The organism is Aquitalea pelogenes, from assembly GCF_041914625.1.
GTDB classification, from domain to species: domain Bacteria; phylum Pseudomonadota; class Gammaproteobacteria; order Burkholderiales; family Chromobacteriaceae; genus Aquitalea; species Aquitalea pelogenes.
On the sequence record NZ_JAYSDA010000020.1, the window covers coordinates 2,981 to 27,692 of the forward strand.

At 58.3% G+C, this 24,712-nt stretch carries 24 protein-coding genes and 1 tRNA gene; 4 read left to right on the forward strand and 21 right to left on the reverse strand.

What is annotated here, in order from left to right:
• Positions 1 to 107: 107 nt before the first annotated feature.
• Positions 108 to 194 (forward strand) — tRNA-Leu (locus ACE3SE_RS14970).
• Between the two features lie 55 nt (positions 195 to 249).
• Here the strand turns inward: ACE3SE_RS14970 and ACE3SE_RS14975 are convergent.
• A complete protein-coding gene (locus tag ACE3SE_RS14975) occupies positions 250 to 876 on the reverse strand; it encodes an MFS transporter (RefSeq protein ID WP_374556380.1) in 627 nt (208 codons plus the stop codon).
• Between ACE3SE_RS14975 and ACE3SE_RS14980 the strand changes: the two genes are divergently transcribed.
• Positions 875 to 1,144, forward strand: a complete 270-nt coding sequence (locus ACE3SE_RS14980) for a hypothetical protein (protein WP_374556382.1) — start codon at positions 875 to 877, stop codon at positions 1,142 to 1,144. The two genes, ACE3SE_RS14975 and ACE3SE_RS14980, sit on opposite strands and share 2 nt — an antisense overlap.
• Here the strand turns inward: ACE3SE_RS14980 and ACE3SE_RS14985 are convergent.
• Both ACE3SE_RS14985 and acpA read right to left on the reverse strand, forming a co-directional pair.
• Positions 1,118 to 1,669, reverse strand: a complete 552-nt coding sequence (locus tag ACE3SE_RS14985) for an MFS transporter (protein WP_374556384.1) — start codon at positions 1,667 to 1,669, stop codon at positions 1,118 to 1,120. The genes ACE3SE_RS14980 and ACE3SE_RS14985 overlap by 27 nt on opposite strands.
• A gap of 146 nt (positions 1,670 to 1,815) precedes the next feature.
• Complete coding sequence (gene acpA, locus ACE3SE_RS14990; protein WP_374556386.1) at positions 1,816 to 3,432, reverse strand: acid phosphatase; 1,617 nt, start codon at positions 3,430 to 3,432, stop codon at positions 1,816 to 1,818.
• A 187-nt stretch (positions 3,433 to 3,619) separates the two neighbouring features.
• On the opposite strand from acpA, the gene ACE3SE_RS14995 reads away from it, so the two are divergent.
• Positions 3,620 to 4,888, forward strand: coding sequence for a cytochrome-c peroxidase (locus ACE3SE_RS14995; RefSeq protein ID WP_374556388.1), 1,269 nt, complete (start codon positions 3,620 to 3,622; stop codon positions 4,886 to 4,888).
• A 12-nt stretch (positions 4,889 to 4,900) separates the two neighbouring features.
• On the opposite strand, the gene ACE3SE_RS15000 is transcribed toward ACE3SE_RS14995, so the two are convergent.
• The 17 genes from ACE3SE_RS15000 to ndk form a co-directional block, all read right to left on the reverse strand.
• Positions 4,901 to 5,392: a heme-degrading domain-containing protein gene (locus ACE3SE_RS15000; RefSeq protein WP_374556390.1), complete on the reverse strand. Its 492-nt coding sequence runs from the start codon at positions 5,390 to 5,392 to the stop codon at positions 4,901 to 4,903.
• Complete coding sequence (locus ACE3SE_RS15005) at positions 5,389 to 6,438, reverse strand: oxidoreductase (protein ID WP_374556392.1); 1,050 nt, start codon at positions 6,436 to 6,438, stop codon at positions 5,389 to 5,391. Before ACE3SE_RS15005 ends, ACE3SE_RS15000 begins: the two co-directional genes overlap by 4 nt.
• A gap of 139 nt (positions 6,439 to 6,577) precedes the next feature.
• A complete protein-coding gene (locus ACE3SE_RS15010; protein WP_131355202.1) occupies positions 6,578 to 7,873 on the reverse strand; it encodes an adenylosuccinate synthase in 1,296 nt (431 codons plus the stop codon).
• A 32-nt stretch (positions 7,874 to 7,905) separates the two neighbouring features.
• A complete protein-coding gene (locus ACE3SE_RS15015) occupies positions 7,906 to 9,057 on the reverse strand; it encodes an ATP phosphoribosyltransferase regulatory subunit (RefSeq protein WP_045844763.1) in 1,152 nt (383 codons plus the stop codon).
• 111 nt (positions 9,058 to 9,168) lie between these two features.
• Positions 9,169 to 10,035 carry a protease modulator HflC gene (gene hflC, locus ACE3SE_RS15020; RefSeq protein ID WP_374556394.1) on the reverse strand — a complete coding sequence of 289 codons (867 nt, stop codon included), beginning with the start codon at positions 10,033 to 10,035 and terminating at the stop codon, positions 9,169 to 9,171.
• A 13-nt stretch (positions 10,036 to 10,048) separates the two neighbouring features.
• Positions 10,049 to 11,275: an FtsH protease activity modulator HflK gene (gene hflK, locus ACE3SE_RS15025; RefSeq protein WP_374556396.1), complete on the reverse strand. Its 1,227-nt coding sequence runs from the start codon at positions 11,273 to 11,275 to the stop codon at positions 10,049 to 10,051.
• On the reverse strand, positions 11,244 to 12,374 hold the full coding sequence (gene hflX / locus ACE3SE_RS15030) for a GTPase HflX (protein WP_045844771.1): 1,131 nt from the start codon (positions 12,372 to 12,374) through the stop codon (positions 11,244 to 11,246). The genes hflK and hflX overlap by 32 nt, the downstream gene beginning before the upstream one ends.
• A gap of 151 nt (positions 12,375 to 12,525) precedes the next feature.
• Complete coding sequence (gene hfq / locus ACE3SE_RS15035; protein ID WP_045844760.1) at positions 12,526 to 12,783, reverse strand: RNA chaperone Hfq; 258 nt, start codon at positions 12,781 to 12,783, stop codon at positions 12,526 to 12,528.
• Between the two features lie 89 nt (positions 12,784 to 12,872).
• Positions 12,873 to 14,285 carry a ribosome biogenesis GTPase Der gene (der, locus tag ACE3SE_RS15040; RefSeq protein WP_045844759.1) on the reverse strand — a complete coding sequence of 471 codons (1,413 nt, stop codon included), beginning with the start codon at positions 14,283 to 14,285 and terminating at the stop codon, positions 12,873 to 12,875.
• An 8-nt stretch (positions 14,286 to 14,293) separates the two neighbouring features.
• Positions 14,294 to 15,433 carry an outer membrane protein assembly factor BamB gene (gene bamB, locus ACE3SE_RS15045; protein ID WP_374556399.1) on the reverse strand — a complete coding sequence of 380 codons (1,140 nt, stop codon included), beginning with the start codon at positions 15,431 to 15,433 and terminating at the stop codon, positions 14,294 to 14,296.
• A gap of 3 nt (positions 15,434 to 15,436) precedes the next feature.
• Positions 15,437 to 16,066, reverse strand: a complete 630-nt coding sequence (locus ACE3SE_RS15050) for a YfgM family protein (protein ID WP_374556401.1) — start codon at positions 16,064 to 16,066, stop codon at positions 15,437 to 15,439.
• Between the two features lie 17 nt (positions 16,067 to 16,083).
• On the reverse strand, positions 16,084 to 17,355 hold the full coding sequence (gene hisS, locus ACE3SE_RS15055) for a histidine--tRNA ligase (protein WP_045844756.1): 1,272 nt from the start codon (positions 17,353 to 17,355) through the stop codon (positions 16,084 to 16,086).
• A 54-nt stretch (positions 17,356 to 17,409) separates the two neighbouring features.
• Positions 17,410 to 18,693 carry a flavodoxin-dependent (E)-4-hydroxy-3-methylbut-2-enyl-diphosphate synthase gene (gene ispG / locus ACE3SE_RS15060; protein ID WP_374556403.1) on the reverse strand — a complete coding sequence of 428 codons (1,284 nt, stop codon included), beginning with the start codon at positions 18,691 to 18,693 and terminating at the stop codon, positions 17,410 to 17,412.
• A 14-nt stretch (positions 18,694 to 18,707) separates the two neighbouring features.
• Entirely contained in the window at positions 18,708 to 19,634 is a 927-nt protein-coding gene (locus ACE3SE_RS15065) for a helix-turn-helix domain-containing protein (RefSeq protein WP_374556405.1), read from the reverse strand.
• A 2-nt stretch (positions 19,635 to 19,636) separates the two neighbouring features.
• Positions 19,637 to 20,380, reverse strand: a complete 744-nt coding sequence (gene pilW, locus ACE3SE_RS15070) for a type IV pilus biogenesis/stability protein PilW (protein ID WP_239689626.1) — start codon at positions 20,378 to 20,380, stop codon at positions 19,637 to 19,639.
• Positions 20,377 to 21,471, reverse strand: coding sequence for a 23S rRNA (adenine(2503)-C(2))-methyltransferase RlmN (rlmN, locus tag ACE3SE_RS15075; RefSeq protein ID WP_131355213.1), 1,095 nt, complete (start codon positions 21,469 to 21,471; stop codon positions 20,377 to 20,379). Before rlmN ends, pilW begins: the two co-directional genes overlap by 4 nt.
• Positions 21,472 to 21,539: 68 nt before the next feature.
• Complete coding sequence (ndk, locus tag ACE3SE_RS15080) at positions 21,540 to 21,965, reverse strand: nucleoside-diphosphate kinase (RefSeq protein ID WP_059287534.1); 426 nt, start codon at positions 21,963 to 21,965, stop codon at positions 21,540 to 21,542.
• A gap of 139 nt (positions 21,966 to 22,104) precedes the next feature.
• Between ndk and ACE3SE_RS15085 the strand changes: the two genes are divergently transcribed.
• Entirely contained in the window at positions 22,105 to 22,953 is an 849-nt protein-coding gene (locus ACE3SE_RS15085; RefSeq protein WP_374556408.1) for an SPOR domain-containing protein, read from the forward strand.
• 162 nt (positions 22,954 to 23,115) lie between these two features.
• Here ACE3SE_RS15085 and ACE3SE_RS15090 read toward each other — a convergent pair whose 3' ends face one another.
• A complete protein-coding gene (locus tag ACE3SE_RS15090; protein WP_374556410.1) occupies positions 23,116 to 24,609 on the reverse strand; it encodes a CoA-acylating methylmalonate-semialdehyde dehydrogenase in 1,494 nt (497 codons plus the stop codon).
• Positions 24,610 to 24,712: the final 103 nt, after the last annotated feature.

Below are 24,712 nucleotides of genomic sequence, written 5' to 3' on the forward strand. Positions count from 1 at the left end.
TCAGGTCCTAGCGCCCGCAAGGGTGTGGAAGTTCGAGTCTTCTCTTGGGCACCAACAATTTTTAGAATCAGCATTTACTGCTGGTTTGCAGTACGACAATTTGCTTTGCCCAGGTGGCGGAATTGGTAGACGCACTAGGTTCAGGTCCTAGCGCCCGCAAGGGTGTGGAAGTTCGAGTCTTCTCTTGGGCACCAATAAAAAGCCGTTGATCTCTGATCAACGGCTTTTTCCATTTCTGCGCAGATAATTTCATTGCGCTTGCTTTTTGCTCCCCTCCCCGCGCACTGCCAGTGCAGCACCCGCATTACGATCCAGCCGCCAGAAAAATGCGACCGAAAGCAAGGTCAGCATGCCCATCGCCAGAAAAGACCAGGCGAAATCGCTGCCTTGCAAAGTCCCATGTCCTTGCAAGCCCGCAGTCGTCTGCAAAATGATGGCTGCAAAAGTCACACCAAACCCAGCTGCCAATTGCTGCGCCACGCTGGACAGACTGGTTGCATGGCTCATGCGCGCCTGTGCCACGTCAGCAAAGGCAATGGCGTTAAGACTGGTAAATTGCAAAGAGCGCAGAAAACCACCCAGTACAAACACCAGCAGCATCACCCAGTGCGGTGTTTCGGGACGAAACAGCCCGTACACCGCCATGGACAAGGCGACCAGTACGGCATTCCAGGTCAGTACTTGCCTGAAGCCAAAGCGTTCGAGCACCCAGGATACAATGGTTTTCATGAAAATGGCGCCAACTGCAGTGGAACAAGTCAGCAAGCCCGATTGAAAAGGCGTGTAGCCGAAGCCAAGCTGCAACATCAAGGGCAGCAGGAAAGGGGTGGCACCTATCCCCATGCGAATGAGAAAGCCCCCCCCAGACACTGGCATGAAAAGTTGGCAAGCGCAGCAAGGACAAATCCAGCAAAGGCTCGTCAACCCGGCGGTAATGCAGCAAGTAAGCCAGCAACATCACTCCTCCAGCCACACTGACGGCCAAAGAAAGGTTGGCAGACAGCATATGCTTGCCCTCGGTAGCCAGCCCCAGCATCAGCATGGACAAGCCCACTCCGCTCAAGAAGAAGCCGGTCTTGTCCAGTGCCGGTACATTTTCATCCCGCAGATTCTCGATTTAACGGCCAGCGAGCACCATGCCTAACAGGCCAATGGGAATATTGATGAAGAATATCCAGCGCCAATGGAAATACGTGGTGATAAACCCACCCAATGGTGGCCCGATAACAGGGCCCAGCAAGGCAGGAATGGTGAGGTAACTCAACGCCCGGACCAATTCATCCTTGCGCGTTGTGCGCAAGATGACCAGTCGTCCCACTGGCACCATCATCGCTCCGCCCATACCTTGTACGAAGCGTGCCAGGACAAATGACTCCAGCGAGCCACTGAAGCCGCAAAGGATGGAACCCGCCATGAAAACCAGGATGGCCGAGCGGAAAATGCGACGTGCGCCGAAACGGTCCGCCATCCAGCCGCTGACGGGGATAAAGACGGCAAGGCTGACCAGATAGGAGGTCAGCGCCAGCTTGAGAGCCACCGGATCAACCTGCAAATCCTGTGCAATGGCGGGCAAGGATGTGGAAATAACCGTGGCATCCATGTTCTCCATGAATAGTGCGGTCGCAATGATGAGCGGCGTCAGCATGCCGCGGGCAAGAAGAAACTGCATGTCGTGTCAAAGCGGTAGAAAATCTGAATTCAGTCTAACAGCTTGACCCAAACCCACCGCAAGGATCTTACAAACAAGTGTTGCAGATGATGGAATAAAACAAGGCAGCGCATGGCTGCCTTGTTTGTGATGACACATCCAGGGCATTACTGCGCTGGTAACTGCAAGGCGTTGCTGAGGTCACCCATAGGGGCTGACCCATGAGCGCGCAAACCGGCATCACGTTCCAGTACGCCAGGCAAAGGTTGCAACTCAAAACGGCGCGTCAGGAAGCGTAGGATGGAGCCGGTATCGTATTGCGTGTGATCGACAAAGCCTTTGCGGGCATAGGGGGAAATGATGATGGCAGGAATGCGGCTCCCCGGACCCCAGCGGTCACCTTGCGGGACCGGTGCATGGTCGTAGATGCCACCGTTTTCATCGTAAGTCACCACAATCAGCATGTTCTTCCATTGCGGGCTCTGCTGCAGACGGGCAATAACCCGGGCAATGTGCTCGTCGCCATCTGCCACGCTGGCATAACCTGCATGCTGGTTGACATTCCCTTGCGGTTTATAGAATGAAACTGCCGGCAGCTTCCCGGCTTCTGCAGCCTGGAGGAACTCTGCATCAAAATCCTTCAGGTGTGCCTGACGATTAGCCTGCCGGGTAAGCGGGTCAAAGTCGGCGTAATAGTTGAAGGGCTGATGATGAGGCTGGAAGTTAGGCGTACTGCCATTGTAGATATTGCTGCGCGCGGCGAGCGCAGCATTCCAGCCACCGGCATACCAGGCCCAGCTCACACCTTTGGCGCTCAGCCGATCCCCGATGGTCGGGCCGTTCTGGGCTGGCAAGGTGGTTGCCTTGGCAGTATCCGCATACTGACTTGCTCCGTTGGCAGCCGGGGCATTGCCACTGGGCTGATATAACGGCTGCATGGTGTTTACTGCATAGAACATGCCCTGCTGGTCTTTTGGCGTCAGGTTGCCATCATTCTTGTAGCTTGGTTTGCCCTCCAGAACCGATGGTTTGGCACTGGCGGCGGGAGTCAGCCGCAGGAAGCGTCCCTGTGCATCGGTGTCGATGGCCGAGATGGAATCGCGCGCCGGCGAGTCAGCTGCATCTGCATGCGGATATTGCGGAGCACAGGCGCAAATCAGGTACTGGTGATTGAGGAAGGAACCACCAAAGGCACCCATGAAGAAGTTGTCGGCCAGCGTGTACTGACGCGCCAGCTTCCACAAGGCCATTTTGCTGCCATCGTAATACCCCATGCTCAGACCGCCGGCATCGGAATAAGCGGCAAACTTGTCGTTGGCACCACCATTGATCTGCATCTGGTTGTTATAAAAACGATGAACCAGATCTCGTGTCGTGACATCCTGCGCAATCACGGTGCCGCTACCCTGCACTCCTTTGGGATCATCCAGCTGGAACGGCCGGTTGGGCCAGCCCATGGTTTGTGCCTGGGACATGGTGACTCGCTGCCCGGCTACCGTCAGCCCCCCCCAGGTCGGCGGTAATACGGGGAGCACGGAACCATCAAAATCCTTCTGCGGGAAGTACGTACCACGCGAAGAGGGGTTCACCCCGGGTATGCCGTTTGCACCGGGAAACAGCCCGTACAAATTATCAAAAGCACGGTTTTCGGCAAAAATAACCACTACGTTCTGGATGGCATCAAGCGAGCCGGCAGTAGTCGGTGCCGCTACAGGCATGCTGTTACACCCTGCCAGAGCAAGGGTCAGCGCCATCGGTGCCAACAAGGACCTGGAAATTTTCATGTCTGTCTCCGTATGCTGAATACCAGCGATTGTCGCTGCGGCGTGTTGCAGCATGATGATGGATTAGAAACTGAAAATTATTGATGCGGCAAGCTGGCAGTTACTGGCCCTTGTACAGAGACTTAACGTCATCAGCCCGTGATGAAACTACGCTATGTTGCAACAATCCTGTCGTCGATCAAGCACCATGCACCACTCCACCACCCTGTTACGTATTTCCTCTTGGCTAGGCGGTTTTCTGCTGCTCGGCAGTCTTTGCGCATGCACACAAGCAGGCAGACAAGGGCAAGTCAGCCCGGTGGCCGGTATTTATGCAGTCAGCTCAATACCGGACAACCACCAGCTGACCCAGCTGGGACGCCAGCTGTTCTTTGAAACCGCGCTGTCGGCCAATGGCAAGCAATCCTGTGCCAGTTGTCACAGTCCGGATCATGCTTATGGCCCTCCGGATGGCAAGTCGGCACAACTTGGCGGGCTGAATGGCAAGCAAATGGGTAACCGTGCCGTGCCGTCCCTGCGCTATTTGCAGACCGTACCGCCTTTTAGCGAGCACTTCCGCGACAACGATGGCAATGACAGCGAGGATGCAGGGCCGACCGGGGGCTTTACCTGGGATGGTCGCGCTGCCAGCTTGCACGAACAGGCGTCCATTCCATTGCTGGCAAGCAATGAGATGGCCAATGCCAGCGCAGACCAGGTGGTGAAGCAGCTAGAAGGCAGTGCAAGTGCCAACGCCTTCATGGCTGTTTTCGGCAAAGATATTTTCCAGCATCCGGCACAAGCCTTCGACAAACTGGTACTGGCACTGGAGGTATTTCAGCAAAACCCGGCCGATTTTTACCCGTATAGCAGCAAATATGATGACTGGCTGCGGGGCAAGGCGGAACTGAGCCGTCAGGAGATGCGCGGCTTGCAAGTATTCAACAATCCGGACAAGGGCAACTGTGCCGCCTGTCATTTGAGTGAGCGCCAGGCCGATGGTGCTTTTCCGGCGTTTAGCGACTTTGGCCTGATTGCGCTGGGTGTACCACGCAATCGACAACTGGAAATAAATCGGAATACGGCATTCCACGATATGGGTCTATGTGGACCAGTGCGCCAGGATATGCAGAAAGCAGAGTACTGCGGGCTATTTCGGACCCCGTCCTTGCGCAATGTGGCCACACGCAAGGTGTTTTTCCACAACGGGGTATTCCATGATTTGCGCAAGGCGGTGGAATTCTATGCCAGCCGTGATACCCAACCGGAAAAATGGTACCCCGTCGTAAGCAATGGCCAGCCGGTGATGTTTGACGACTTGCCGACGGTTTATCATGGCAATATCAACCGCGATGCCCCCTTTGGCGGAAAAAAGGGCGCATCGCCAGCGCTTGACGCACAAGAAATCAATGACTTGCTGGCATTTCTTGGCACGCTGACGGATGCAGATGCCCGCCCGGCACGCAGCGGGCCATAGGGGCCGCTGCGCTTACACATCCAGCCGGGGTACATCCTCCCGGCCCAGCATGGCAGCCAGTACATCCACCACCAGTTGGTGGTCCTCGCGTTGTGGCAAGCCGGATACTACGACCGAGCCGACACACACGCCGCCTTCCAGCAGCAGCGGAAACCCGCCGCCATGGGTAGCGTAATCTGCCAATGGCAGTCCGTTCTTCTCCTGCAGGCTGGTTTGCTGACGCTGGCAATCCAGCCCGATGGCCAGTGAGCTGCGCTCGAACTTCTGCACCACATTATGCTTGCGCCTGGCCCAGTCCTCGTTATTGGCTGTGGCACCCGGCATCAGGCACTGAAAGCGCCTGGTCTGGTTGAGAGTAAGCACAATCGCCAGTGCGGCACCACGCCGTATCGCATCCTCCCGCAGACGGCAACCCACCAGCCACGCGGTATCCGCATCGAATTGCTTGAATTGCAGCAGGGCTTCCTGCTGCGCAATGATCTGCAAATCCTGCTCGATACTCACAGCACCTCCTCCGCAGAGATTTCACGCCCCGACTCAGCGCTACGCACGGCGCGCTCCAGCCACTCCATCACGTTGGCGGCTTCGGCAGCAGTCACCGGATTACTGTCCTGCCCACGGATGGCTGCAGCAACACGCTGGTAGTAACAACGATAGTCACCAACCTGATTAGCCCATTGCGAGCAATGGCTCACATCACCTTCAGCCACGATCAACTGCCCCGGCAGAGGGTCATTGCCCCATCCTTCTGCGCCCACAGCCTTGCCCTGCTTCAAGTCCGACTCCTGCGTATCCAGTCCGTATTTGACATAGCTAGCCAGATCGCCATGCACCGCATAGCGCGGGATACCGCCACTCACCAGGCATGAGCCATGCAATACCACGTGCGTTGCCGGATAGCGCAATTGCACATGGAAATAATCCGTTGCCTTGGCGCCCTGACGCTGCGTGGCAAGAAAGGCGGTAATTCCCAGAGGACGCCCGAACAACAACAAGGCTTGATCCAGCAGATGCGGACCCAGGTCGTACCACAACCCGCTACCGGCCCCGCCTTGCTCGCGCCAGCGCTGTCGTACTTCAGGACGGTAGCGGTCAAAGTGCGAGACAAACTGGCTGATCTGCCCCAAGCGGCCACTTTCCACCAACTGGCGTAGGGTCAGAAAATCAGCATCCCAGCGACGATTATGGAAAACGGATAGCAACACGCCCTGCTGCTTTGCCAGCTCATCCAGCTCTCTTGCCTCACTTAGCGTGACGGTAAACGGCTTGTCGACGACAACATGCTTGCCAGCCAGCAGCGCAGCGCGTGCCTGTTCGAAATGCAAGTCATTAGGGGTGGCAATCACAATCAGGTCGACCGCTGCATCTTGCAAAGCCTGTTCAAGCGAGGGCCAGCACCGTGCATCAGGCCAGTCAGCCTGCAACTGCCCGGACTTGCTGCTGACAATCCCGTACAGGCGCAAGTCCTGACAGGCGGCAATCAAGGGAGCATGGAAGGTTTTACCGGCATAACCATAGCCAAGCAATACGGCATTCAAAGGTGTGCTCATGTCATTTCCAGGGGGAGGCAAGGCAGGTGAATCAGGCGCTGGAGAGAGACTGCATCCAGGGTGTTAGCGCTATCATGCCAGTACTGATACATAAAAAAAACCCACCGTATAAGGTGGGCTTTTTTGGATCAGGCCAGGATTACAGGCCGTAAGGATGACGCAGTACGATGGTTTCTTCACGGTCAGGACCGGTGGAAACGATATCGATCGGTGCACCACATACTTCTTCGATACGCTTCAGGTAAGCCTGGGCGTTAGCCGGCAGGTCTTCCCAGCGCTTCACACCAACGGTGGAATCCGTCCAGCCCGGCATGGTTTCGTAAACCGGTTCGCACTTGGTAACCGCATCGGAACCGAAGGGCAGAATGTCAATCTTCTTGCCATCGAGCATGTAGCCGGTGCACAGCTGGATTTCTTCCAGGCCGTCCATCACGTCCAGCTTCATCACGCACAGACCGGACACACCGTTGATCTGGATGGAACGCTTCAGCGCAGCGGCATCGAACCAACCACAACGACGCGGACGACCGGTAACCGAACCGAACTCGTTACCACGCTTGGCCAGGAATGCGCCAATTTCGTTTTCCTGTTCGCTCGGGAAGGGACCGGAACCCACGCGGGTGCAGTAGCCCTTCACGATACCCAGCACGTAGCTGAGCATTTGCGGCGGAACGCCTGCACCCGGTGCTGCGGCACCAGCCACGCAGTTGGACGAGGTGACGAAGGGATAGGTACCGTGGTCGATATCCAGCAGGGTGCCCTGGGCACCTTCAAACAGGATGGGCGTACCGGCCTTGTCCATGTCGTACAGTGTGCGGGACACATCAGACACCATCGGCTTGATGCGCTCGGCCAGCTTCATGGTGTCAGCCAGGATGACTTCATAACTTACCGGGGCTGCCTTCAGCAGATTGGTCAGCAGGAAGTTGTAGTACTCAACGTTTTCCTTCAGCTTGGAGGCAAAACGTTCCGGATTGAACAGGTCGATCACCTTCAGTGCGCGACGGGCTACCTTGTCTTCATAGCAAGGGCCGATACCGCGACCGGTAGTACCGATCTTGCCAGCACCCAGCGCGGCTTCGCGCGCCTGATCCAGCGCCACGTGGTAAGGCAGGATCAGCGGACAGCCTTCGGCAATCTTCAGACGGGCCGAGGCATTCACGCCAGCAGCTTCCAGTTCGTCGATTTCCTTCAGCAGTGCCTCAGGCGACAGCACCACGCCATTACCGATGAAACATTCCACGCCTTCACGCAGAATGCCGGACGGAATCAGACGCAGTACGGTTTTCTTGCCATTCACCACCAGAGTGTGGCCCGCATTGTGACCACCCTGGAAACGTACCACAGCACGTGCGTGGTCGGTCAGCCAGTCAACGATCTTGCCCTTGCCTTCATCACCCCATTGGGTACCGATCACGACAACATTCTTGGACATTGGAAAAACCTCTTCTTCAGTCAAACTAAAAATCAGTTAAAGGGGACGATCTGCCAGCCGTCAGCGGCCGGAACCAGTTCACGGTTGCAGCCGATGGCCTCGGCTGATTCCCCCAGATAATCAATGATCACGACTTCGCCGCCGGCGCGCAGGCGCTCGACTTCTGCCTGTGCCGCTGGCAGATGGCGATTGGAAACGCGGATGCCCATGGCACTGCCGCGTTCCGGCAGGATCTGGATCAGATCACGCAGATCCAGACTGAAACCTGTTGCAGGACGAGCACGGCCAAAACGACGACCGACATTGTCGTAGCGGCCACCACGGGCCAGTTCCACCGCCCAGCCCGGGGCATAGGCGGCAAAAATCAAACCGGTATGGTAGTGCGTGCCGCGCAGCTCGGACAGATCGAAGCTGATGGCAACACGGCCTTCAAAGGCACGGGCAATGGCAGTCAGCTGCATCAGTGCCAGTTCCACTTCCGGCAATGAAGGCAGACGGGTACGCGCCTTTTCCAGCACGCTGGCCGGGCCGTAGAGTTCGGGCAGGGCCAGGAAGGCAGAACGATACGGTTCAGCCAGACCGGCGACTTGTTCGGCAATGCTGGCTGCATCCTTGTTTTGCAGGACGGCAAACAGCTCGCGCGTTGCCTGCGGCGACAAGCCTGCGGCATTGGCCAGACCACGGAAAATGGCGGTATGGCCGACGTCCAGACGCAGTTGCGGTACCTTGACCTGCTCCAGCGTGGACAACATCAGTTCGATGATTTCAATGTCCGCCTCGATACCGGCGTATCCATAAAGCTCGGCACCAACCTGCATGGGCTGGCGCGAGCTCATCAAACCGTTGGGACGGGTATGCACCACGCTACCGGCATAGCACAAGCGCGTCACACCAGTGCGATGGCCCAGCAGGTGAGCATCGATACGCGCCACCTGCGGGGTGATGTCGGCGCGCAACCCAAGCTGATGACCGGAAAGTTGGTCGTCCAGCTTGAAGGTTTTCAGATCCAGCGCGGTATCCCCTTCGGCGATCAGCGAATCGACATATTCGATCAGCGGCGGCAGGACCAGTTCATAGCCTGCACAGCGGAATTGTTCCAGCATCGCCGCCTTGGCAGACTCCACCTGGCGGGCAGTGGCGGGCAGAATGTCCGCAATGTATTCGGGTAACAGCCAGTTACGCATATTCCGTTTTCGACAAATAAAAGGCGGGATTCATCACCCCGCCCTGTTTACGGCAAACTGGCCGGGGTGTCCGGCCAGTCATGAAAACTGATTGTAGAATCAAGACAACGCTTACTTGCCCTTGCTGGCAGCCTGCGGGTTCTTGAAGTACTTGAAGAACTCGCTGTTCGGGTCCAGCACCATGACATCGCTCTTGTTCTTGAACGATTCCTTGTAGGCATCCATGCTGCGCCAGAACGCGTAGAACTCCGGACTGCGGCCATAGGCTTCAGCATAAATCGCTGCTGCCCGGGCATCGCCAGCACCTTTCAGTTGCTGCGCCTTGTTGTAGGCCTCGGCAAGGATGACATCGCGTTGCTTTTCTGCTTCGGCACGGATGCGTTCAGCATCGGCAGCACCTTCGCTGCGCAACTGGCTGGCGACGGTACGACGTTCTGACTGCATGCGGTCATAGACAGAGTTGCTTATTTTATCCGGAAAATCGACTCGTTTTAAGCGTACATCGAGAATTTCCACGCCTATTTTACGCGCATCTGCGTCTGCGCGCTTGCGAACCGTGTCCATCACCTCGTCCCGCTTGCCGGAAATCACGTCGGCAACCGTCTTCTGGCCAAACTCGGCGCGCAAGCCATCATTGATGGTTTGCTTCAGGCGGGCGACCGCTGCGGCTTCCGAACCAACGCTCTTGTAGAACTGTTCGACATCGACAATGCGCCATTTTACATAGCTATCCACCAGCACGTTCTTCTTCTCGCGGGTGTTGAACAGCTCTGGGGCTTCGGCATCGATGGTCAGCACCCGGCGGTCGAAATAACGCACATTCTGCAACAGCGGTATCTTGAAATGGATGCCCGGGGTAGTGATGATGCGGTTCACCTCACCAAACTGGAAAACCATGGCGTACTGGCGCTGGTCGACAGTAAACAGCGACAGGCTGGCGATGAACAGGCCGGCAAGTACCGCGAGCAAAGTTGGCATGAGTTTCTGCATGTCAGCGCTCCCCGCCGAGAATGTCACGGCTGCGACCGAAATCGCGACCATTCTTGTTACCACGCACGGCAGGTGCTACCGGAGCCGCAGGCTGCGCTGCTGCAGGTGCCGATGCTGCACTGGCGGTAGCGGGTGCAGTTGGCGCCGTTGCTTGCATCAGTTTGTCCAGCGGCAGGTAGAGCAGGCTATTGCCGCCCTTCTGATCCACAATGACCTTGCTGCTGGCACTCATTACCTGCTGCATCATGTCCAGGTAGAGGCGGTCACGCATGACCTTGGGCGCCTTGTTGTATTCAGACAACACTTGCTTGAATCGGGAGGCATCGCCTTCTGCCTCCGCTACCACTTTCTGCTGGTAGGCTTCCGCCTCCTGTTCCAGTCTGGCCGCCATGCCCTTGGCTTTGGGCACTACATCATTGGCGTAGGCCAAACCTTCGTTGCGTAACTTGTCCTTGTCCTGACCGGCCTTCACGGCATCATCAAATGCGGCCAGAACCTGCTCGGGTGGCTGCACGGCATTGATGTTGACCTTGGCAATGCGCACCCCCAGGCCATAACGATCCAGAATGTCCTGGATCACTTTTTGTGCGTCTGCGGCGATCTGGGCACGACCTTCATTCAGGACAAAGTCCACCTTGTTGCGGCCGACAACTTCGCGGATGGCCGTTTCCGTAGCCTGCTTGACGATATCGTTGGCATTACGGTCGGCAGAGGCATTGTTGAACAGGAAGGCCTTGGGGTCCTTCACGTCGTACTGGACCGAGAGTTGCACGTCGATGATGTTCTGGTCTGCCGTCAGCATCAGCGACTCTTCCGGCACCTTGTTCTTGGCATTGCTGCGATACCCGACTTCCACGCTGCGCAGTTCGGTCAGGTTGACGATTTCAGCTTTCTCAAACGGGTAAGGCAGGTGCCATTGCAAACCCGGATCGGTGACGCGGCTGAAACTACCCATGCGTAACACCACCCCCTGCTCCTTGGCATCCACGACATAGAATCCGCTCCCCAGCCATAGTGCCGCCAGGACACCGACCACAGCGACGGCTCCGCCCTTGAATGCTGCCTTGGGTTCCGGGCCTGGCTGGCCGCCTGCCGTCGGACGGGCACCAAGCAAACGTGCCAGCTTCTGATTGAGCTGGCGGAATACTTCGTCTAGATCCGGCGGTCCGTCACTGCCCTGACGTCCCCGGTTTGGATCATTCTGCGACATATTCGTCTTGTTCTTCATGTTGGTTATCAGGTGACTGCAAGCGTTCGGCAAGTGCTTCACGCAAGAGTTCCAGCCCTTCCCCGGTGAGGGCGGACAGACGCACAGCCTGGATTTCGCCATGCTCGTCCCGTTCAATGTCCGCTGGCAGCTGGCGCAAATCGGTCTTGTTCCACACAATCAGCTGCGGCACGGACTCGGCGCCGATTTCAGCCAGCACCTTGTTGACTTCTTCGATCTGAACATCCCGCAAGGGGTTGGAAGAATCGACCACATGCAGCAACAGGTCAGCCTGGATGGTTTCTTCCAGCGTGGCACGAAATGCGGCAACCAGGGTATGTGGCAAATCCCGGATGAAACCGACGGTATCCGAAACGATGATGGAAGTTTCGGTATTGAGAAACAGCTTGCGACTGGTGGTGTCCAGCGTGGCAAACAGCTGGTCCGCCGCATAGGCACGCGCCTTGGTCAGCGCATTGAACAAAGTGGACTTGCCTGCGTTGGTGTAACCCACGATGGATACCGAGGCGATGCCGGTACGCTGCCGCCCCCGGCGCTGGGTATTGCGCTGCTTCTGTACCTGGGCCAGGCGTTCTTTCAGTGCCTTGACCCGGTTGCCCAGCAAGCGCCGGTCGGTTTCCAGCTGGCTTTCACCCGGTCCACGCAGACCAATACCACCCTTCTGGCGTTCAAGGTGGGTCCAGCCACGCACCAGACGGGTAGCGATATGCGACAGTTGCGCCAGTTCGACTTGCAGCTTGCCTTCATGACTACGGGCGCGCTGGGCAAAGATGTCCAGGATCAGGCTGGTACGGTCGATCACACGGCATTGCAGCGCGCGTTCCAGATTGCGCTCCTGCGCTGGCGATAGCTGGTGATTGAAAATCACCACATTCGCACCGGTGGCCCTCACCATCACCCCAACCTCTTCCACTTTCCCCTTGCCGGCAAACAAGGCGGCATCCGGACGCTGGCGCTTGCCCTGGATGATGCCGGTGACAGTGACATTGGCAGAGCGAACCAGCTCGGCACATTCGGCAACATTTTCCTGATGATCCGGATCACCAAAATCCAGACAGACCAGCACAGCCTGGTCTCCAATATCGGGACGATCAAACACAGTATTCAAAACCGTTATAAAGGGTTGCGCTGCAACTGCTGAGCATGGCTTGAGCATGGCTGCAGCCGAACCTGGCATGAAAAAAGGCCGACAAACCGTGTCAGGATGACACAGTCTGGCGGCCCGTGGAGGATAACAGCGCTCGGCCCGATCAGGCGTCTTGCTGATCCTGCTTCTGACCCGGATGTTCGTGCGGGATATTAACCGGACGGGCCGGTACCACGGTGGAGATGGCGTGCTTGTATACCATCTGGGTTACCGTGTTCTTCAACAGCACGACGTATTGGTCAAAAGACTCGACCTGACCCTGCAGCTTGATACCGTTAACCAGATAGATGGAAACCGGCACGTGTTCCTTACGCAGGATGTTCAGGAACGGGTCTTGTAACATTTGCCCTTTAGAGCTCATTCGTTTTCTCCGAATCGTTGATTGTTGTATTAAGTAATCTTTAAAACCCGGCTGGCATGCTTATTTTTAGCAGAAAAAAACCCAGCCTACTATTTTTTACCACTCTTGCCCCAGCGCACTTCCTTCTCGCGCCCACGCATCTTGGACATCGGCTTGGGCTTGGCTCTGGACTTTTCCTTGGATTCTTCGGTATCGAAGGGGTTTTCCGAGGTTTTGTACTGTACCCGCAGTGGCGTACCCTGCAGTTTGAACACCTTGCGGAAGGTATGTTCCAGATAACGCGTATAACTTGCCGGAATCGCATCCAGTGCATTGCCGTGAATGACGATGATGGGCGGATTCATGCCGCCCTGGTGAGCATAACGCATCTTGGGACGCATCAGGCCCGAACGCGGCGGAGCCTGACGCTCAACTGCAACATTCAGCACACGGGTGAGCTTGGGCGTGGCCAGTTTGACCATGGCAGCCTGGTAGGCTTCGTCGATGGACTTGAACAGATCGGCCACACCACGGCCTTCGATGGCCGAGATGTAATGGAACTTGGCAAAGTCAAGGAAGCTGATCTTGCGGGCGATATCCCGCTTGATGGTTTCCTTTTGCTCGAAATCCAGGTTGTCCCATTTGTTGACTGCCACCACCAGCGCCCGGCCTGCTTCCAGTGCAAAGCCGGCAATGGTGGCGTCCTGCTCGGAAATGTCCAGCTGCGCATCCAGCACCAGTACCGCGACGTTCGCGTCTTCAATGGCCTTCATGGTCTTGATGACGGAGAACTTTTCAATCGCTTCGTTCACCTTGCCACGACGACGCACACCTGCGGTGTCGATAATGGTGTAAGTATGGCCTTCGCGTTCAAAATCAATATAGATGCTGTCACGCGTTGTCCCGGCCTGGTCGAAGGCGATGACACGCTCTTCACCCAGAATGGCATTCACCAGCGTGGACTTGCCCACATTCGGGCGGCCGATGACGGCAAACTTCGGGTGATAGCGGTCTTCTTCTTCCACTTCTTCCGGGAAGTCTTCCAGCACCATGTCCATCAGTTCACGCACGCCGTCACCGTGTGCGGCGGAAATCACCAGCGGCTGACCCAGTGCCAGTTCGTGGAATTCCGCTCCGGCAATGGCATGGCTGATGCCTTCGGCCTTGTTGACCACCAGGAAAACCGGTCGGTCGATCTGGCGCAGCCGGTTGGCGATGATCTTGTCCTGCGGAGTGATGCCGGTACGGCCATCCACCAGAAACACCACCGCATCGGCTTCGTCGACCGCCTGCAGGGTTTGCTTGGCCATCTCGAACAGGATGCCTTCGTCGACCACGGGTTCGAAACCGCCGGTATCCACCACCAGATACGGTTTGCCCCCGACGCGACCGTGACCGTAATGGCGGTCGCGAGTCAGGCCAGGCTGGTCGGCGACCAGTGCGTCACGGCTACGGGTGAGCCGGTTAAAAAGGGTCGACTTGCCCACATTGGGACGGCCGACCAGCGCTACGGTAGGTTTCATTACAACATTTACTCAATGGACAGCAGCGACAGGCGGCCACTTGCCGCTTGTACCAGGGCAGAAGAGCCCAGGGACAGGGGCTGGGCGACAGTGCCTTCGCTACCTAGTTTCACACGGCCCACCAGGCTGCCATTTTCATTGGACAGCAGGTGGCCATAGCCTTCGCCATCGATCACCAGAACAAAACGTCCGAGCATGGCGGGGCCAGATACATTACGGAATTTCAGGGCATCCGTTTTCCACAGGTTGCGGCCGGTAGTACGGTCATAGGCCCAGACCGAACCGTTTTCTGCAGTGACATACAGCTTGCTGGCATCCAGCGCGACGCCACGGCTGGAGGACAACTCACGCGACCACATCAGGTTGCCGCCCTTGGCATCAAAGCAGGCTACTTTTCCCTGGTAGGCCACGGCACACACCTGACCGTTTTCGTAGACCGGACGACTGGTGATGTCGGTAATGCGTTCCAGTTCGGTGGCACCACGCGGGTTGGCCACTACGCCTTCCCACAGGGTATTGCCGTTGGCGGGGCTGATGATGTCCAGCTTGCCGCCAGGCAGGCCAACCATGACAGCTTCGTTACCGACAGCCTGCATGGAGCCGGTATTGCGAACCAGCAGCTGCGGCTGCGTGCGGGATACCGACCATTGCTGCTTGCCATCACTCAGGCTGAAACCGGTCAGACGGCCGTCATTGCTGCGCACCACCACCATGCTGCCAGCCACCTGCGGGGCTTCCAGAATGACGCTGGTGAGCGACTGCTCCCACAGTACCTTGCCGCTGTTACGGTCGGCGGCCAGCAGTTTGCCGTCCAGCGTGCCGACGATGACAGTATCACCCGCTACAGCCACACCAGCGGAAAGACCGCGCTTGAGCGCGATGTCAGCCGTTTGGCGACCGGTCAGGGCATCCACCACACGGATATGACCATCGGCATCAGCAGAAACCACATTACCGTTGGCATAAACCGGTGTGAATGTGCCATCGGATGCAGCTTGTGACAGCGTCCACTTCACTTTCAGCGCCTGGATGGGCTTGATGTCCGCCAGCGGTGTGGGCTTGGCAGCGACAGAACCTTCAAACCAGCTGGCACAACCAGCCAGCAAGAAGGAGGAGAGTACAGCGGTAACCAGCAGTTGGCGGCGCATCAATTAGGCTCCCAGTGCGTCAAGTTTGGTCTGAATGAACTGGCGGTTGGGCGAGTCGCCTACCAGCTTGGCAAGCGCAGCCTTGTAGGCGTCACGGGCGGCAGCCTTGTCGCCCTTGGCAGTCTGCACATCGCCGCGCAAATCAAGGAACAGGGCATCAAAGGCTGAAGGATGAGCCTGACCCAGTTCGGCCAGAGCTGCATCGTAATGCTTCTGGTCGAGCTGGATGGTGGCCAGACGCAGGTGCGCCACGGCAACCATGGATTCGTCCTTCACGTTTTGCACCACCCAGCCCAGCTGGGCCTGTGCCGTGGCCGGATCGTTCTTTTCAAAGGCGACCTTGGCGGCAAGCAAGGCGGCATCAGCAGCGTAAGCGGTGCCGGCATAGTCTGCCTGCAACTGCGCGGCAGCCGATTTTACCTTGGCAAGGTCCTGCGTCTGAGCAGCCTGCTCGACATCGGCAAACACCACGGCAGCCTTGCTGGCCTGTACTGCCTGATAGTAGCCATAGCCCTTGTAGCCCAGATAGGCCACGCTGACGGCCAGCACCGCACCACCAATCAGTTTGCCCCATTGTTGCCAGAAGGCCTTCATGGAGTCGATCTGTTCCTGTTCCTGCAAGTCGTACGCCATTGCGCACCCCCCTTATATCAAGCCTTGATCGCGGCAATGGTCGCGGCTACCTGGTCCAGCACCACGGTTTGCTGTGCTGCTTCGGCACGCATGGGCTTGACCACGGCCTGACCTGCCGCCATTTCGTTTTCTCCGATGATGACGGCAAATTCGGCACCGCTGCCATCGGCCTTTTTCATTTGCGACTTGAAGCTGCCTTCACCCAGGTGCTGGATGACGGACAGGCCGGCATGGCGCAACTGCTGTGCCAGTTTCATCGCATACATGGCTGCACCATCGCCCTGCTGCACGATGTACACATCCACGCTGCGTGCCGCCGGCAACAAACCCTTGTCCTGCAACAGCAGCAGCACACGCTCCAGGCCCATGCCAAAACCGATGCCCGGTGCAGGCTTGCCACCCAGTTGTTCAATCAGGCCATCGTAACGGCCACCGGCACATACCGTGCCTTGTGCGCCCAGTTCGGTGGTGACCCACTCGAACACGGACTGATTGTAGTAATCGAGGCCACGGACCAGACGCGGGTTTTCGACAAAGTCGATGCCCAGCGCGCCAATCATGGCCTTCCAGCCTTCGTAATGGGCACGCGAAGCTTCACCCAGATAGTCGGACAGGCGCGGCGCGTTATTGGCCATTTCCTGCAATGCCGGGTTCTTGGTGTCCAGCACGCGCAGCGGATTGGTGTACAGGCGGCGCTTGCCATCTTCATCCAGGATGTCGACAAAGCCTTCCAGATAGCTGATCAGCGCCTTGCGATGCGCTGCACGCTCTTCGGCATTGCCCAGCGAGTTGATTTCCAGACGGACATACTGGCTCAGGCCCAGGCGTTGCCACAGGTCGGCGGTCATCGCGATGATTTCGGCGTCGATATCCGGGCCGGCAAAGCCCAGTGCCTCGATGCCCATCTGGTGGAACTGGCGGTAACGGCCTTTTTGCGGTTTTTCGTGGCGGAACATCGGGCCCATGTACCACAGCTTCTGCGTGGTGTTGTACAGCAGGGTATGTTCCACCACAGCACGCAAGGTACCTGCAGTACCTTCCGGGCGCAGGGTCAGGCTGTCACCGTTGAGGCTGTCGACAAAGGTGTACATCTCCTTTTCGACCACATCGGTCACTTCGCCAATGGCCCGGACAAACAGCGGGGTGGTTTCCACAATCGGTGTACGGATGTTCTGATAGCCATAGTCGGCCAGCAGCTTGCGCAATACGCCTTCAAAGTATTCCCATTGGTACGACTCGGCGGGCAGTACATCATTCATGCCCTTGATTGCCTGCAATTTTTGCGCCATTTGATGTTTTTTCTTGCTATTCGGTTGATCTTGCCAGTCTGTAGCTGCCTGCGCTCAGCGCTGCGGCAGGATGGGAATGGTGCGTGCAGCCGGTGTTTCCCGGCGCTTGCTGCCACCTTCACCAAAACGGCTGTGAACATAGTTGTTCACCAGTGCCATGAATTCAGCCGCGATATTGTCGCCTTTCAGGGTGACATCCTTCTGGCCATCCACATAGACCGGTGCCACCGGCACTTCACCGGTGCCGGGCAGCGAAATGCCGATGTCCGCGAGCTTGCTTTCGCCCGGGCCATTCACCACACAGCCCATCACCGCTACCTTCATGTCCTCCACACCCGGATATTGCAAACGCCATACCGGCATCTGCTCGCGCAGGTATGTCTGGATCTGGTCGGCCAGTTCCTGGAAGAAGGTGCTGGTGGTGCGGCCACAACCCGGACAAGCAGTCACCAGCGGGGTGAAGCTGCGCAGGCCCATGGTTTGCAGCAGCTCCTGCGCCACCACCACTTCGCGGGTACGTGCTTCACCCGGCTGCGGGGTCAGCGAAATACGGATGGTATCGCCAATGCCTTCCTGCAACAGGATGGCCAGCGCCGCGGAAGAAGCCACGATGCCCTTGCTGCCCATGCCGGCTTCGGTCAGACCCAGATGCAGCGGAAAGTCGCAGCGGCTGCCCAGATCACGGTAAACGGTGATCAGGTCCTGCACATTGCTGACCTTGCACGACAGCAGGATGTTGTCAGCCGGCAAGCCAAGTTCCATCGCCTTGTCGGCAGATTCCAGCGCCGACACGATCAGCGCTTCGCGCATCACCAGTTCCAGCGGCAAGGGTTGCGGCTTGCTGTTATTGGCATCCAGCATGCGTGCCAGCAGGGCCTGATCCAGGCTGCCCCAGTTCACGCCGATGCGTACCGGCTTATTGAGCTCGGCCGCGGTGCGGATCATGTAGGCAAACTTGTCATCCCCCTTGGCACCCTTGCCGACATTGCCGGGATTGATACGGTATTTGGCCAGGGCGCGGGCACAATCGGGGTATTCCTTGAGCAGGCGTTCGCCATTGAAATGGAAATCGCCCACCAGCGGGACATTACACCCCATGTCGTCCAGCCGCTGGCGGATTTCCGCCACGCGCGCGGCAGCTTCCGGCGAGTTGACCGTGATGCGCACCAGCTCGGAGCCGGCCTGGGATAACTGGTAAACCTGTTCTACGGTGGCGATGGCATCTGCCGTGTCGGTATTGGTCATGGACTGCACCACAACCGGTGCATCCGACCCCACCATGACATGCCCCACGCGTACCTGACGGGTGGGGCGTCGCGCGATATTCACGCTATTCATGCAACAATCCGCATTTACTTGAGTTCAATTTTGGCAGTAGTGCCACGAATCTTGTCGGCCAGCGCAACCGGCTGGCCGTTAAAACTGAGTTCGACCTGGGCCGCATTGCCAATTTTCAGCTGGAACGGCGGCGTACCGCTCAACTCCTTGCTGCCACCTGCTTCCAGCGTGCCAAATTGCAGTTTCTTGCCGGTGGCATCAATGACCGAGATCCACGCTGCCTGTTTGGCACTGAGGCTGATCTTGCCGGTAGCGGCTGCCAGTGCCGCATCCACTGCACTCGGGATGCTGGCCTGTGGCTTGCTGGCCACGGGGGCCGGCTGGGTCACTACCGCAGGGGCTGATGCTGCCGGTTGCGTAGTCTCTGCCGGGGCAGCTTGCGGGGCGGATGCTGCCTCGGCCTGCGGCAAGGGTGCCGAGGCTGAAGTAGCCGGCGAAGCTGCCTGTTCCGTCAGCATGGGTTGCAAGGTTTGCTTGCTGTCATCTGCCTTGCTGGCAGGCCGGGACAGTAACCAGACTGCCGCAGCCAGTACTGCCAGCACCAGGACAACGATCAGCCATTTGCCGGCTTTGCCGCCTGGGGCCTGCATGTTATCCAGTGCGTTTGCCTGTGGCGCATGCGCCACGGCATCACCCTGCGCCTCATGCTTGACCAGGTTGACCACGTCGTTGACCGCAGATGGAAAATGCTGCTCAAGTTGCTGCATCAGGGGTTCCGGATCCACATGCAGAAAACGGGCATAGTTCCTGACAAAACCACGTACAAAAGTGCTACCCGGCAGTTGCTGGAAATCATCGTGTTCGATGGCTTCCAGTTGCCGGATGGACAGCTTGAGCCGGTCTGCCACTTCGCCCAGACTCAGGCCGGCACGTTCACGGGCCGCCTTGAGCACCGCGCCGACGCCAAGCCCTGAGAGCTGACCATTTGCTTCCTGTTCCATCTTCAGCTTCCGCTCAACAGCATTTGAGTTTCTTTGGAGTCCGGGTATTTGTTTTTCAGCAGGGCCGAATATTCCGCCTCATGCGACCGGTCTCCCCCTTTTCTGGCAATCTGCACACCCAGCCACAGCACATCGGCACCGGGCGGGGTATTCCCGACAATTTTCAGCAGGCGGGAAAAATAAAAGGATGCCAGCTTGGCATTGCCCAGCTCCAGATGCAAGGCCGCCAGCTCACGTAGCGCCGGCGGATAGTCCGGAGCCAGTCGCAGTGCGGTCAGCAGGTAATCGTTGGCCTGGGTGGTCTCCCCCAGCTTGACACTGCAGCGGCCCATATTGAGGTAGGCGGTCTGTGGTGTCTGGTACAAGGGGTTGGCAATAGCCTTTGCCAGGTAGTCCATCGCTGTGCGCGGGTGGTCGTGCTCGCACAGGAACTGGCCGTAGTTGTTATTGGCTTCCGGACTGGATGGATCGACCTGCAAAGCCTTCAGAAAGTTCTTCTCGGCATCGGCATCCAGATGCATGAGATTGAAAATGTAGGCGCGCGTCAGATAGGCACCCGCAAAGCTGTCATCGGCTTCGACGGCTTCATTGGCAGATTCCAGCGCCACGGGCAGATTGCCCATCGATGCATATTCAACGGCCAGCTGGCTGCGGATTTCCGCCAGTTTCCGGTTGGCCGGAGCGGCGAATGCGACACAGGCATACGCCAACAGGCTTGCTGCCATCCACACTCGCCACTTGATCATTTTTCATTCTCCTGTGCGATCTGCATCCATTTGACCTGACGGCGGGTCTTGTCCATCACCTGCCCCGCCAGTTGCCCGCATGCTGCATCGATATCGTCGCCACGGGTTTTTCTTACGGTAACCACGTAGCCCTGCTCCTGCAACATTTCCCGGAAAATCCGGATTGCATTATTGCTGGAGCGGTCATAGCCGGAATTGGGGAAGGGGTTGAACGGAATCAGGTTGAACTTGCACGGTACGTCGCGTACCAGTTCCAGCAACTGTCGCGCATGTTCCGGCCGGTCGTTGATGCCGTCCAGCATCACGTATTCAAAGGTGATGAAATCGCGCGGGGCCTTTTCCAGATAGCGCTGGCAGGCGGCCATCAGTTCCTTGAGCGGATACTTTTTGTTGATGGGGACGATTTCATCACGAATGGCATCGTTGGGGGCGTGCAGGCTGACAGCCAGCGCCACCGGACAGGCTTCACGCAGGCGGTCCATCTGCGGCACCAGGCCGGAGGTGGACAGCGTCACCCGACGGCGGCTGAGGCCGTAGCCGTGGTCGTCCAGCATGATCTGCAGCGCGCTGACCACATTGTCGAAGTTGGCCAATGGCTCGCCCATGCCCATCATCACCACATTGGACACCACCCGTTCGTTCTTCGGGGTGATTCCCATGGCCTTGTTGGCCCACCACAGCTGGCCGATGATTTCGGCGGTGGAGAGATTGCGGTTGAAACCCTGGCGGCCGGTGGAGCAGAACGTGCACTCCAGCGCGCAACCCACCTGGGATGACACGCACAAGGTGCCGCGGTCGTCTTCCGGAATGAACACGGTTTCCACACCGTTGCCGGTGCCGACGTCAAGCAGCCACTTGCGGGTACCATCACTGGACGCCTGCCCGGTCATCAGCGACGGTACGCGCACCTCGGCCCGCTCGTGCAGCTTGGCACGCAGGCTCTTGGCCAGGTCGGTCATCGCGTCGAAATCGTCTTCGCCCATCTGGTGCATCCAGCGCATCACCTGCTTGGCGCGGAAGGGTTTTTCACCCATGGCGGCAAAGTGTTCGGTCAGCTGGTCCAGATTGAAGTCGAGCAGGTTGGTTTTCATGCAGTCCTCGGTAAAACAGCGGCAGCCACAGGGCTGCCGCCAGATACATCCATTACGGCAAAACGAGATTAACGGGAGTAGATCTCGGAAGCGGCAAAGAAGTAAGCCACTTCGATGGCAGCGTTTTCAGCGCTGTCGGAGCCGTGTACGGCGTTAGCGTCGATCGATTCGGCGAAGTCGGCGCGGATGGTGCCGGCGTCAGCCTTTTTCGGGTCGGTGGCGCCCATCAGTTCGCGGTTCTTGGCGATGGCGTTTTCGCCTTCCAGAGCCTGGATCATCACCGGGCCGGAAACCATGAAGTCAACCAGGTCCTTGAAGAAAGGACGTTCTTTGTGCACAGCGTAGAAGCCTTCGGCTTCAGCGCGGGACAGTTGCTTCAGCTTGGCTGCAACAATTTTCAGACCGGCGGATTCGAAACGGTCGTAGATCTTGCCAATCACGTTCTTGGCGACGGCATCCGGCTTAACGATGGACAGGGTACGTTCAATTGCCATAAAAATCTCCCAAATACTCCCAAATAACAGAACAAGTGGCTAAACTAGGCTTTAGTTTATCCACTCGGGTTACGCAATTCTGAGGAACCCGATATTTTACCAGCCTTTTCAAGCCTCTGCTGCATAAAAATTCAAGGCCATGACTGAACAAAACCACGGGCAAGACCACGGCCATGCGCCGGACGAACAAGACCTCAACAGCAAGCTGAAAAAACGCCTGGCGATTGCCGGTGGCCTGGTTGCGGTGGCACTGGCCGCCATTCCGGTGCTCGATGGCATGAAGAAGCCCAAGGTCGACATGACGGCAGCAGCACCGGTCAGCAGCTCCGGCAAGATTGTCAATGCCGCCTCCGCCCCGGTAGTGGAGGCCAGCGCACCGGAGCCGCAAGTCGCCAGCGCGCCGGCAGTGGAAGCCAGTGCACCGGAGACTGATGCCGGAACTTCACCTTCGCCAGCGGCGCCTATTGCCGCCACACCACAGGCCCCGGATGTGAGCAAGACTCCGGCAGTGGCCAGTGCAAAACCGGTGGCACCACCAGCGGCACACCCGCCTGCCAGCAAGCCTGTCGTCAAAGCCGGTACCGGCAGTACAAGCACCGTCACCACCAGTACGCCAGCCCCGGCAGCGTCACCAGCGGCAAACACCGCTGCACCGCATGTGGCTGCCAGCAAACCCGCACCATCTGCCGGCACGGCGTCACCGGTGACGGTAAATAGTGCAGAAGCCACCGCCCTGCCCCAGAGCGCGCCACTTTCCAAGGCCAAGCCGGAAGGCAGTTCGCTGGGTTACAAGTTGCAGCTGGGCTTGTTCTCCAGCATGGGCAATGCTGAAAAGCTGGTGAAAGAACTCAAGGCCAAGGGTATCGAGGCTCATACCGAAACCCGTGTACAACTTGGACCGTTCAAGAACCGGGCCGAAGCCGACGAGGCCATGGCCAAGCTGCGCAGTCTGGGCTATACCCCGCTGCTGGCGCCCGCCGGACAGTAATTGCACCCAACGGCACAGCGGCCCGCCCTTCAACAAGGCGGGCCTTTTGTTTGCTCCAATCAAAAAAAGGCAGCCAAGGCTGCCTGAAGGTCGATCAGAGGATGCAAACCATGTCCGAAACAAGAGAGGCCCGGCGACAAGCATGGCCCCTCTTGCTGCCGCTCAACCCAGGGTTGGCATGGCAAATTCTGCGCTCTGCACCTGCCCTGCCGGCCAGCGACTGGTGATGGCCTTCATGCGGGTGTAAAAACGCACGCCTTCCGGGCCGTGCATGTGATGGTCGCCAAACAGCGAGGCTTTCCAGCCGCCAAAGCTGTGGAAGGCCATGGGCACCGGAATCGGCACATTGATGCCCACCATGCCTACCTGAATGCGATGGGCAAACTCACGCGCGGCACCGCCATTGCGGGTAAAGATGGCCGTGCCATTACCATAGGTGTGCTGGTTGATCAGCTTTACTGCCGCCTCCAGACTGTCCACCCGCACCACGGCCAGCACCGGGCCGAAGATTTCTTCCTGATAGATGGTCATCTCCGGGGTAACGTGATCGAACAGTGTGCCGCCGATGAAGAAGCCTTCCTCGCAGCCTGGCACCACCAGGCCACGGCCATCCACCACCAGTCTGGCACCTTCCGCCACACCCTGTGCGATATAGCCAGTCACCTTGTCCAGATGCTGACGCGTGACCAGCGGGCCCATTTCGGCCTTGGGGTCGGTACCGACATTGATGCGCAGCTGACGGGTACGCTCGGCCAGCCGCGCCACCAGTGTGTCAGCCACCTCACCCACGGCCACGGCCACGGAGATGGCCATGCAACGCTCGCCAGCCGAACCATAGGCCGCGCCCATCAGCGCTTCGATGGTCATGTCCAGATCGGCATCCGGCAGCACCACCATGTGGTTCTTGGCCCCGCCCAGCGCTTGCACCCGCTTGCCGTGTGCGGCACCGGTTTCATAGATATAGCGGGCAATCGGGGTGGAGCCGACAAAGCTGACTGCGGCCACGTCCGGATGGGTAAGCAGACCGTCTACCGCCAGTTTGTCGCCTTGCAGCACATTGAACACGCCATCCGGCAACCCGGCTTCCTGCAGCCATTCGGCAATCAGCAAGGGGGCGGACGGGTCGCGCTCGGAAGGCTTGAGGATGAAGGTATTACCGCAGGCCAGTGCCACCGGGAACATCCACATCGGCACCATGGCCGGGAAGTTGAACGGTGTGATGCCGGCCACCACGCCCAACGGCTGGCGCATGGTCCAGGCATCCACGCCGGTGGCCACCTGTTCGGTGTATTCGCCCTTGAGCAATTGCGGAATGCCGCAGGCAAACTCCACCACTTCCAGCCCGCGCTGCACTTCGCCCTGGGCGTCGGACTCCACCTTGCCATGCTCGCTGGAAATCACCGCCGCCAGTTCGCGCTGGCGTTCTTCCAGAATGCTTTTGAAGCGGAACAGGATGCGCGAGCGCTTGAGCGGGGACAGTGCCGCCCAGGCCGGAAACGCTGCGTGAGCGGCGGCCACTGCGGCGGCCACATCCTGCGGCTCGGCCAGGGCCACTTCGGCCTGCGGGCGGCCCAATGCCGGGTTGAACACGGCACTGTAACGCTGTGCCACACCAGCAGTACGCTGGCCATTGATGAAATGCGGAATCTGCAACATGGTTTCTCCTTGCTGCGGGCAAGCCGGGGGCCTGCCCTTGAGCGGTGGGCATCAAATGGAAAATGAGCGGGAATGTGACGACCAGCACCGGGCCAGGACAGCC

Excerpts from the sequence above, each read along its gene's own strand:
- ACE3SE_RS15090 (WP_374556410.1), bottom strand. The coding sequence starts at position 24,609 with ATGTTGCAGATTCCGCATTTCATCAATGGCCAGCGTACTGCTGGTGTG.
- ACE3SE_RS15015 (WP_045844763.1), bottom strand. The coding sequence starts at position 9,057 with ATGCGTAACTGGCTGTTACCCGAATACATTGCGGACATTCTGCCCGCC.
- hflK (WP_374556396.1), bottom strand. The coding sequence starts at position 11,275 with ATGAAGAACAAGACGAATATGTCGCAGAATGATCCAAACCGGGGACGT.
- ispG (WP_374556403.1), bottom strand. The coding sequence starts at position 18,693 with ATGAATAGCGTGAATATCGCGCGACGCCCCACCCGTCAGGTACGCGTG.
- ACE3SE_RS15085 (WP_374556408.1), top strand. The coding sequence starts at position 22,105 with ATGACTGAACAAAACCACGGGCAAGACCACGGCCATGCGCCGGACGAA.
- ACE3SE_RS14975 (WP_374556380.1), bottom strand. The coding sequence starts at position 876 with ATGCCAGTGTCTGGGGGGGGCTTTCTCATTCGCATGGGGATAGGTGCC.
- hfq (WP_045844760.1), bottom strand. The coding sequence starts at position 12,783 with ATGAGCTCTAAAGGGCAAATGTTACAAGACCCGTTCCTGAACATCCTG.
- ACE3SE_RS14985 (WP_374556384.1), bottom strand. The coding sequence starts at position 1,669 with ATGCAGTTTCTTCTTGCCCGCGGCATGCTGACGCCGCTCATCATTGCG.
- hflC (WP_374556394.1), bottom strand. The coding sequence starts at position 10,035 with ATGCCAACTTTGCTCGCGGTACTTGCCGGCCTGTTCATCGCCAGCCTG.
- ACE3SE_RS15010 (WP_131355202.1), bottom strand. The coding sequence starts at position 7,873 with ATGTCCAAGAATGTTGTCGTGATCGGTACCCAATGGGGTGATGAAGGC.
- ndk (WP_059287534.1), bottom strand. The coding sequence starts at position 21,965 with ATGGCAATTGAACGTACCCTGTCCATCGTTAAGCCGGATGCCGTCGCC.
- bamB (WP_374556399.1), bottom strand. The coding sequence starts at position 15,433 with ATGCGCCGCCAACTGCTGGTTACCGCTGTACTCTCCTCCTTCTTGCTG.
- ACE3SE_RS15050 (WP_374556401.1), bottom strand. The coding sequence starts at position 16,066 with ATGGCGTACGACTTGCAGGAACAGGAACAGATCGACTCCATGAAGGCC.
- pilW (WP_239689626.1), bottom strand. The coding sequence starts at position 20,380 with ATGATCAAGTGGCGAGTGTGGATGGCAGCAAGCCTGTTGGCGTATGCC.
- ACE3SE_RS15065 (WP_374556405.1), bottom strand. The coding sequence starts at position 19,634 with ATGGAACAGGAAGCAAATGGTCAGCTCTCAGGGCTTGGCGTCGGCGCG.
- ACE3SE_RS14980 (WP_374556382.1), top strand. The coding sequence starts at position 875 with ATGAAAAGTTGGCAAGCGCAGCAAGGACAAATCCAGCAAAGGCTCGTC.
- hisS (WP_045844756.1), bottom strand. The coding sequence starts at position 17,355 with ATGGCGCAAAAATTGCAGGCAATCAAGGGCATGAATGATGTACTGCCC.
- ACE3SE_RS14995 (WP_374556388.1), top strand. The coding sequence starts at position 3,620 with ATGCACCACTCCACCACCCTGTTACGTATTTCCTCTTGGCTAGGCGGT.
- rlmN (WP_131355213.1), bottom strand. The coding sequence starts at position 21,471 with ATGAAAACCAACCTGCTCGACTTCAATCTGGACCAGCTGACCGAACAC.
- ACE3SE_RS15005 (WP_374556392.1), bottom strand. The coding sequence starts at position 6,438 with ATGAGCACACCTTTGAATGCCGTATTGCTTGGCTATGGTTATGCCGGT.
- acpA (WP_374556386.1), bottom strand. The coding sequence starts at position 3,432 with ATGAAAATTTCCAGGTCCTTGTTGGCACCGATGGCGCTGACCCTTGCT.
- der (WP_045844759.1), bottom strand. The coding sequence starts at position 14,285 with ATGAAACCTACCGTAGCGCTGGTCGGCCGTCCCAATGTGGGCAAGTCG.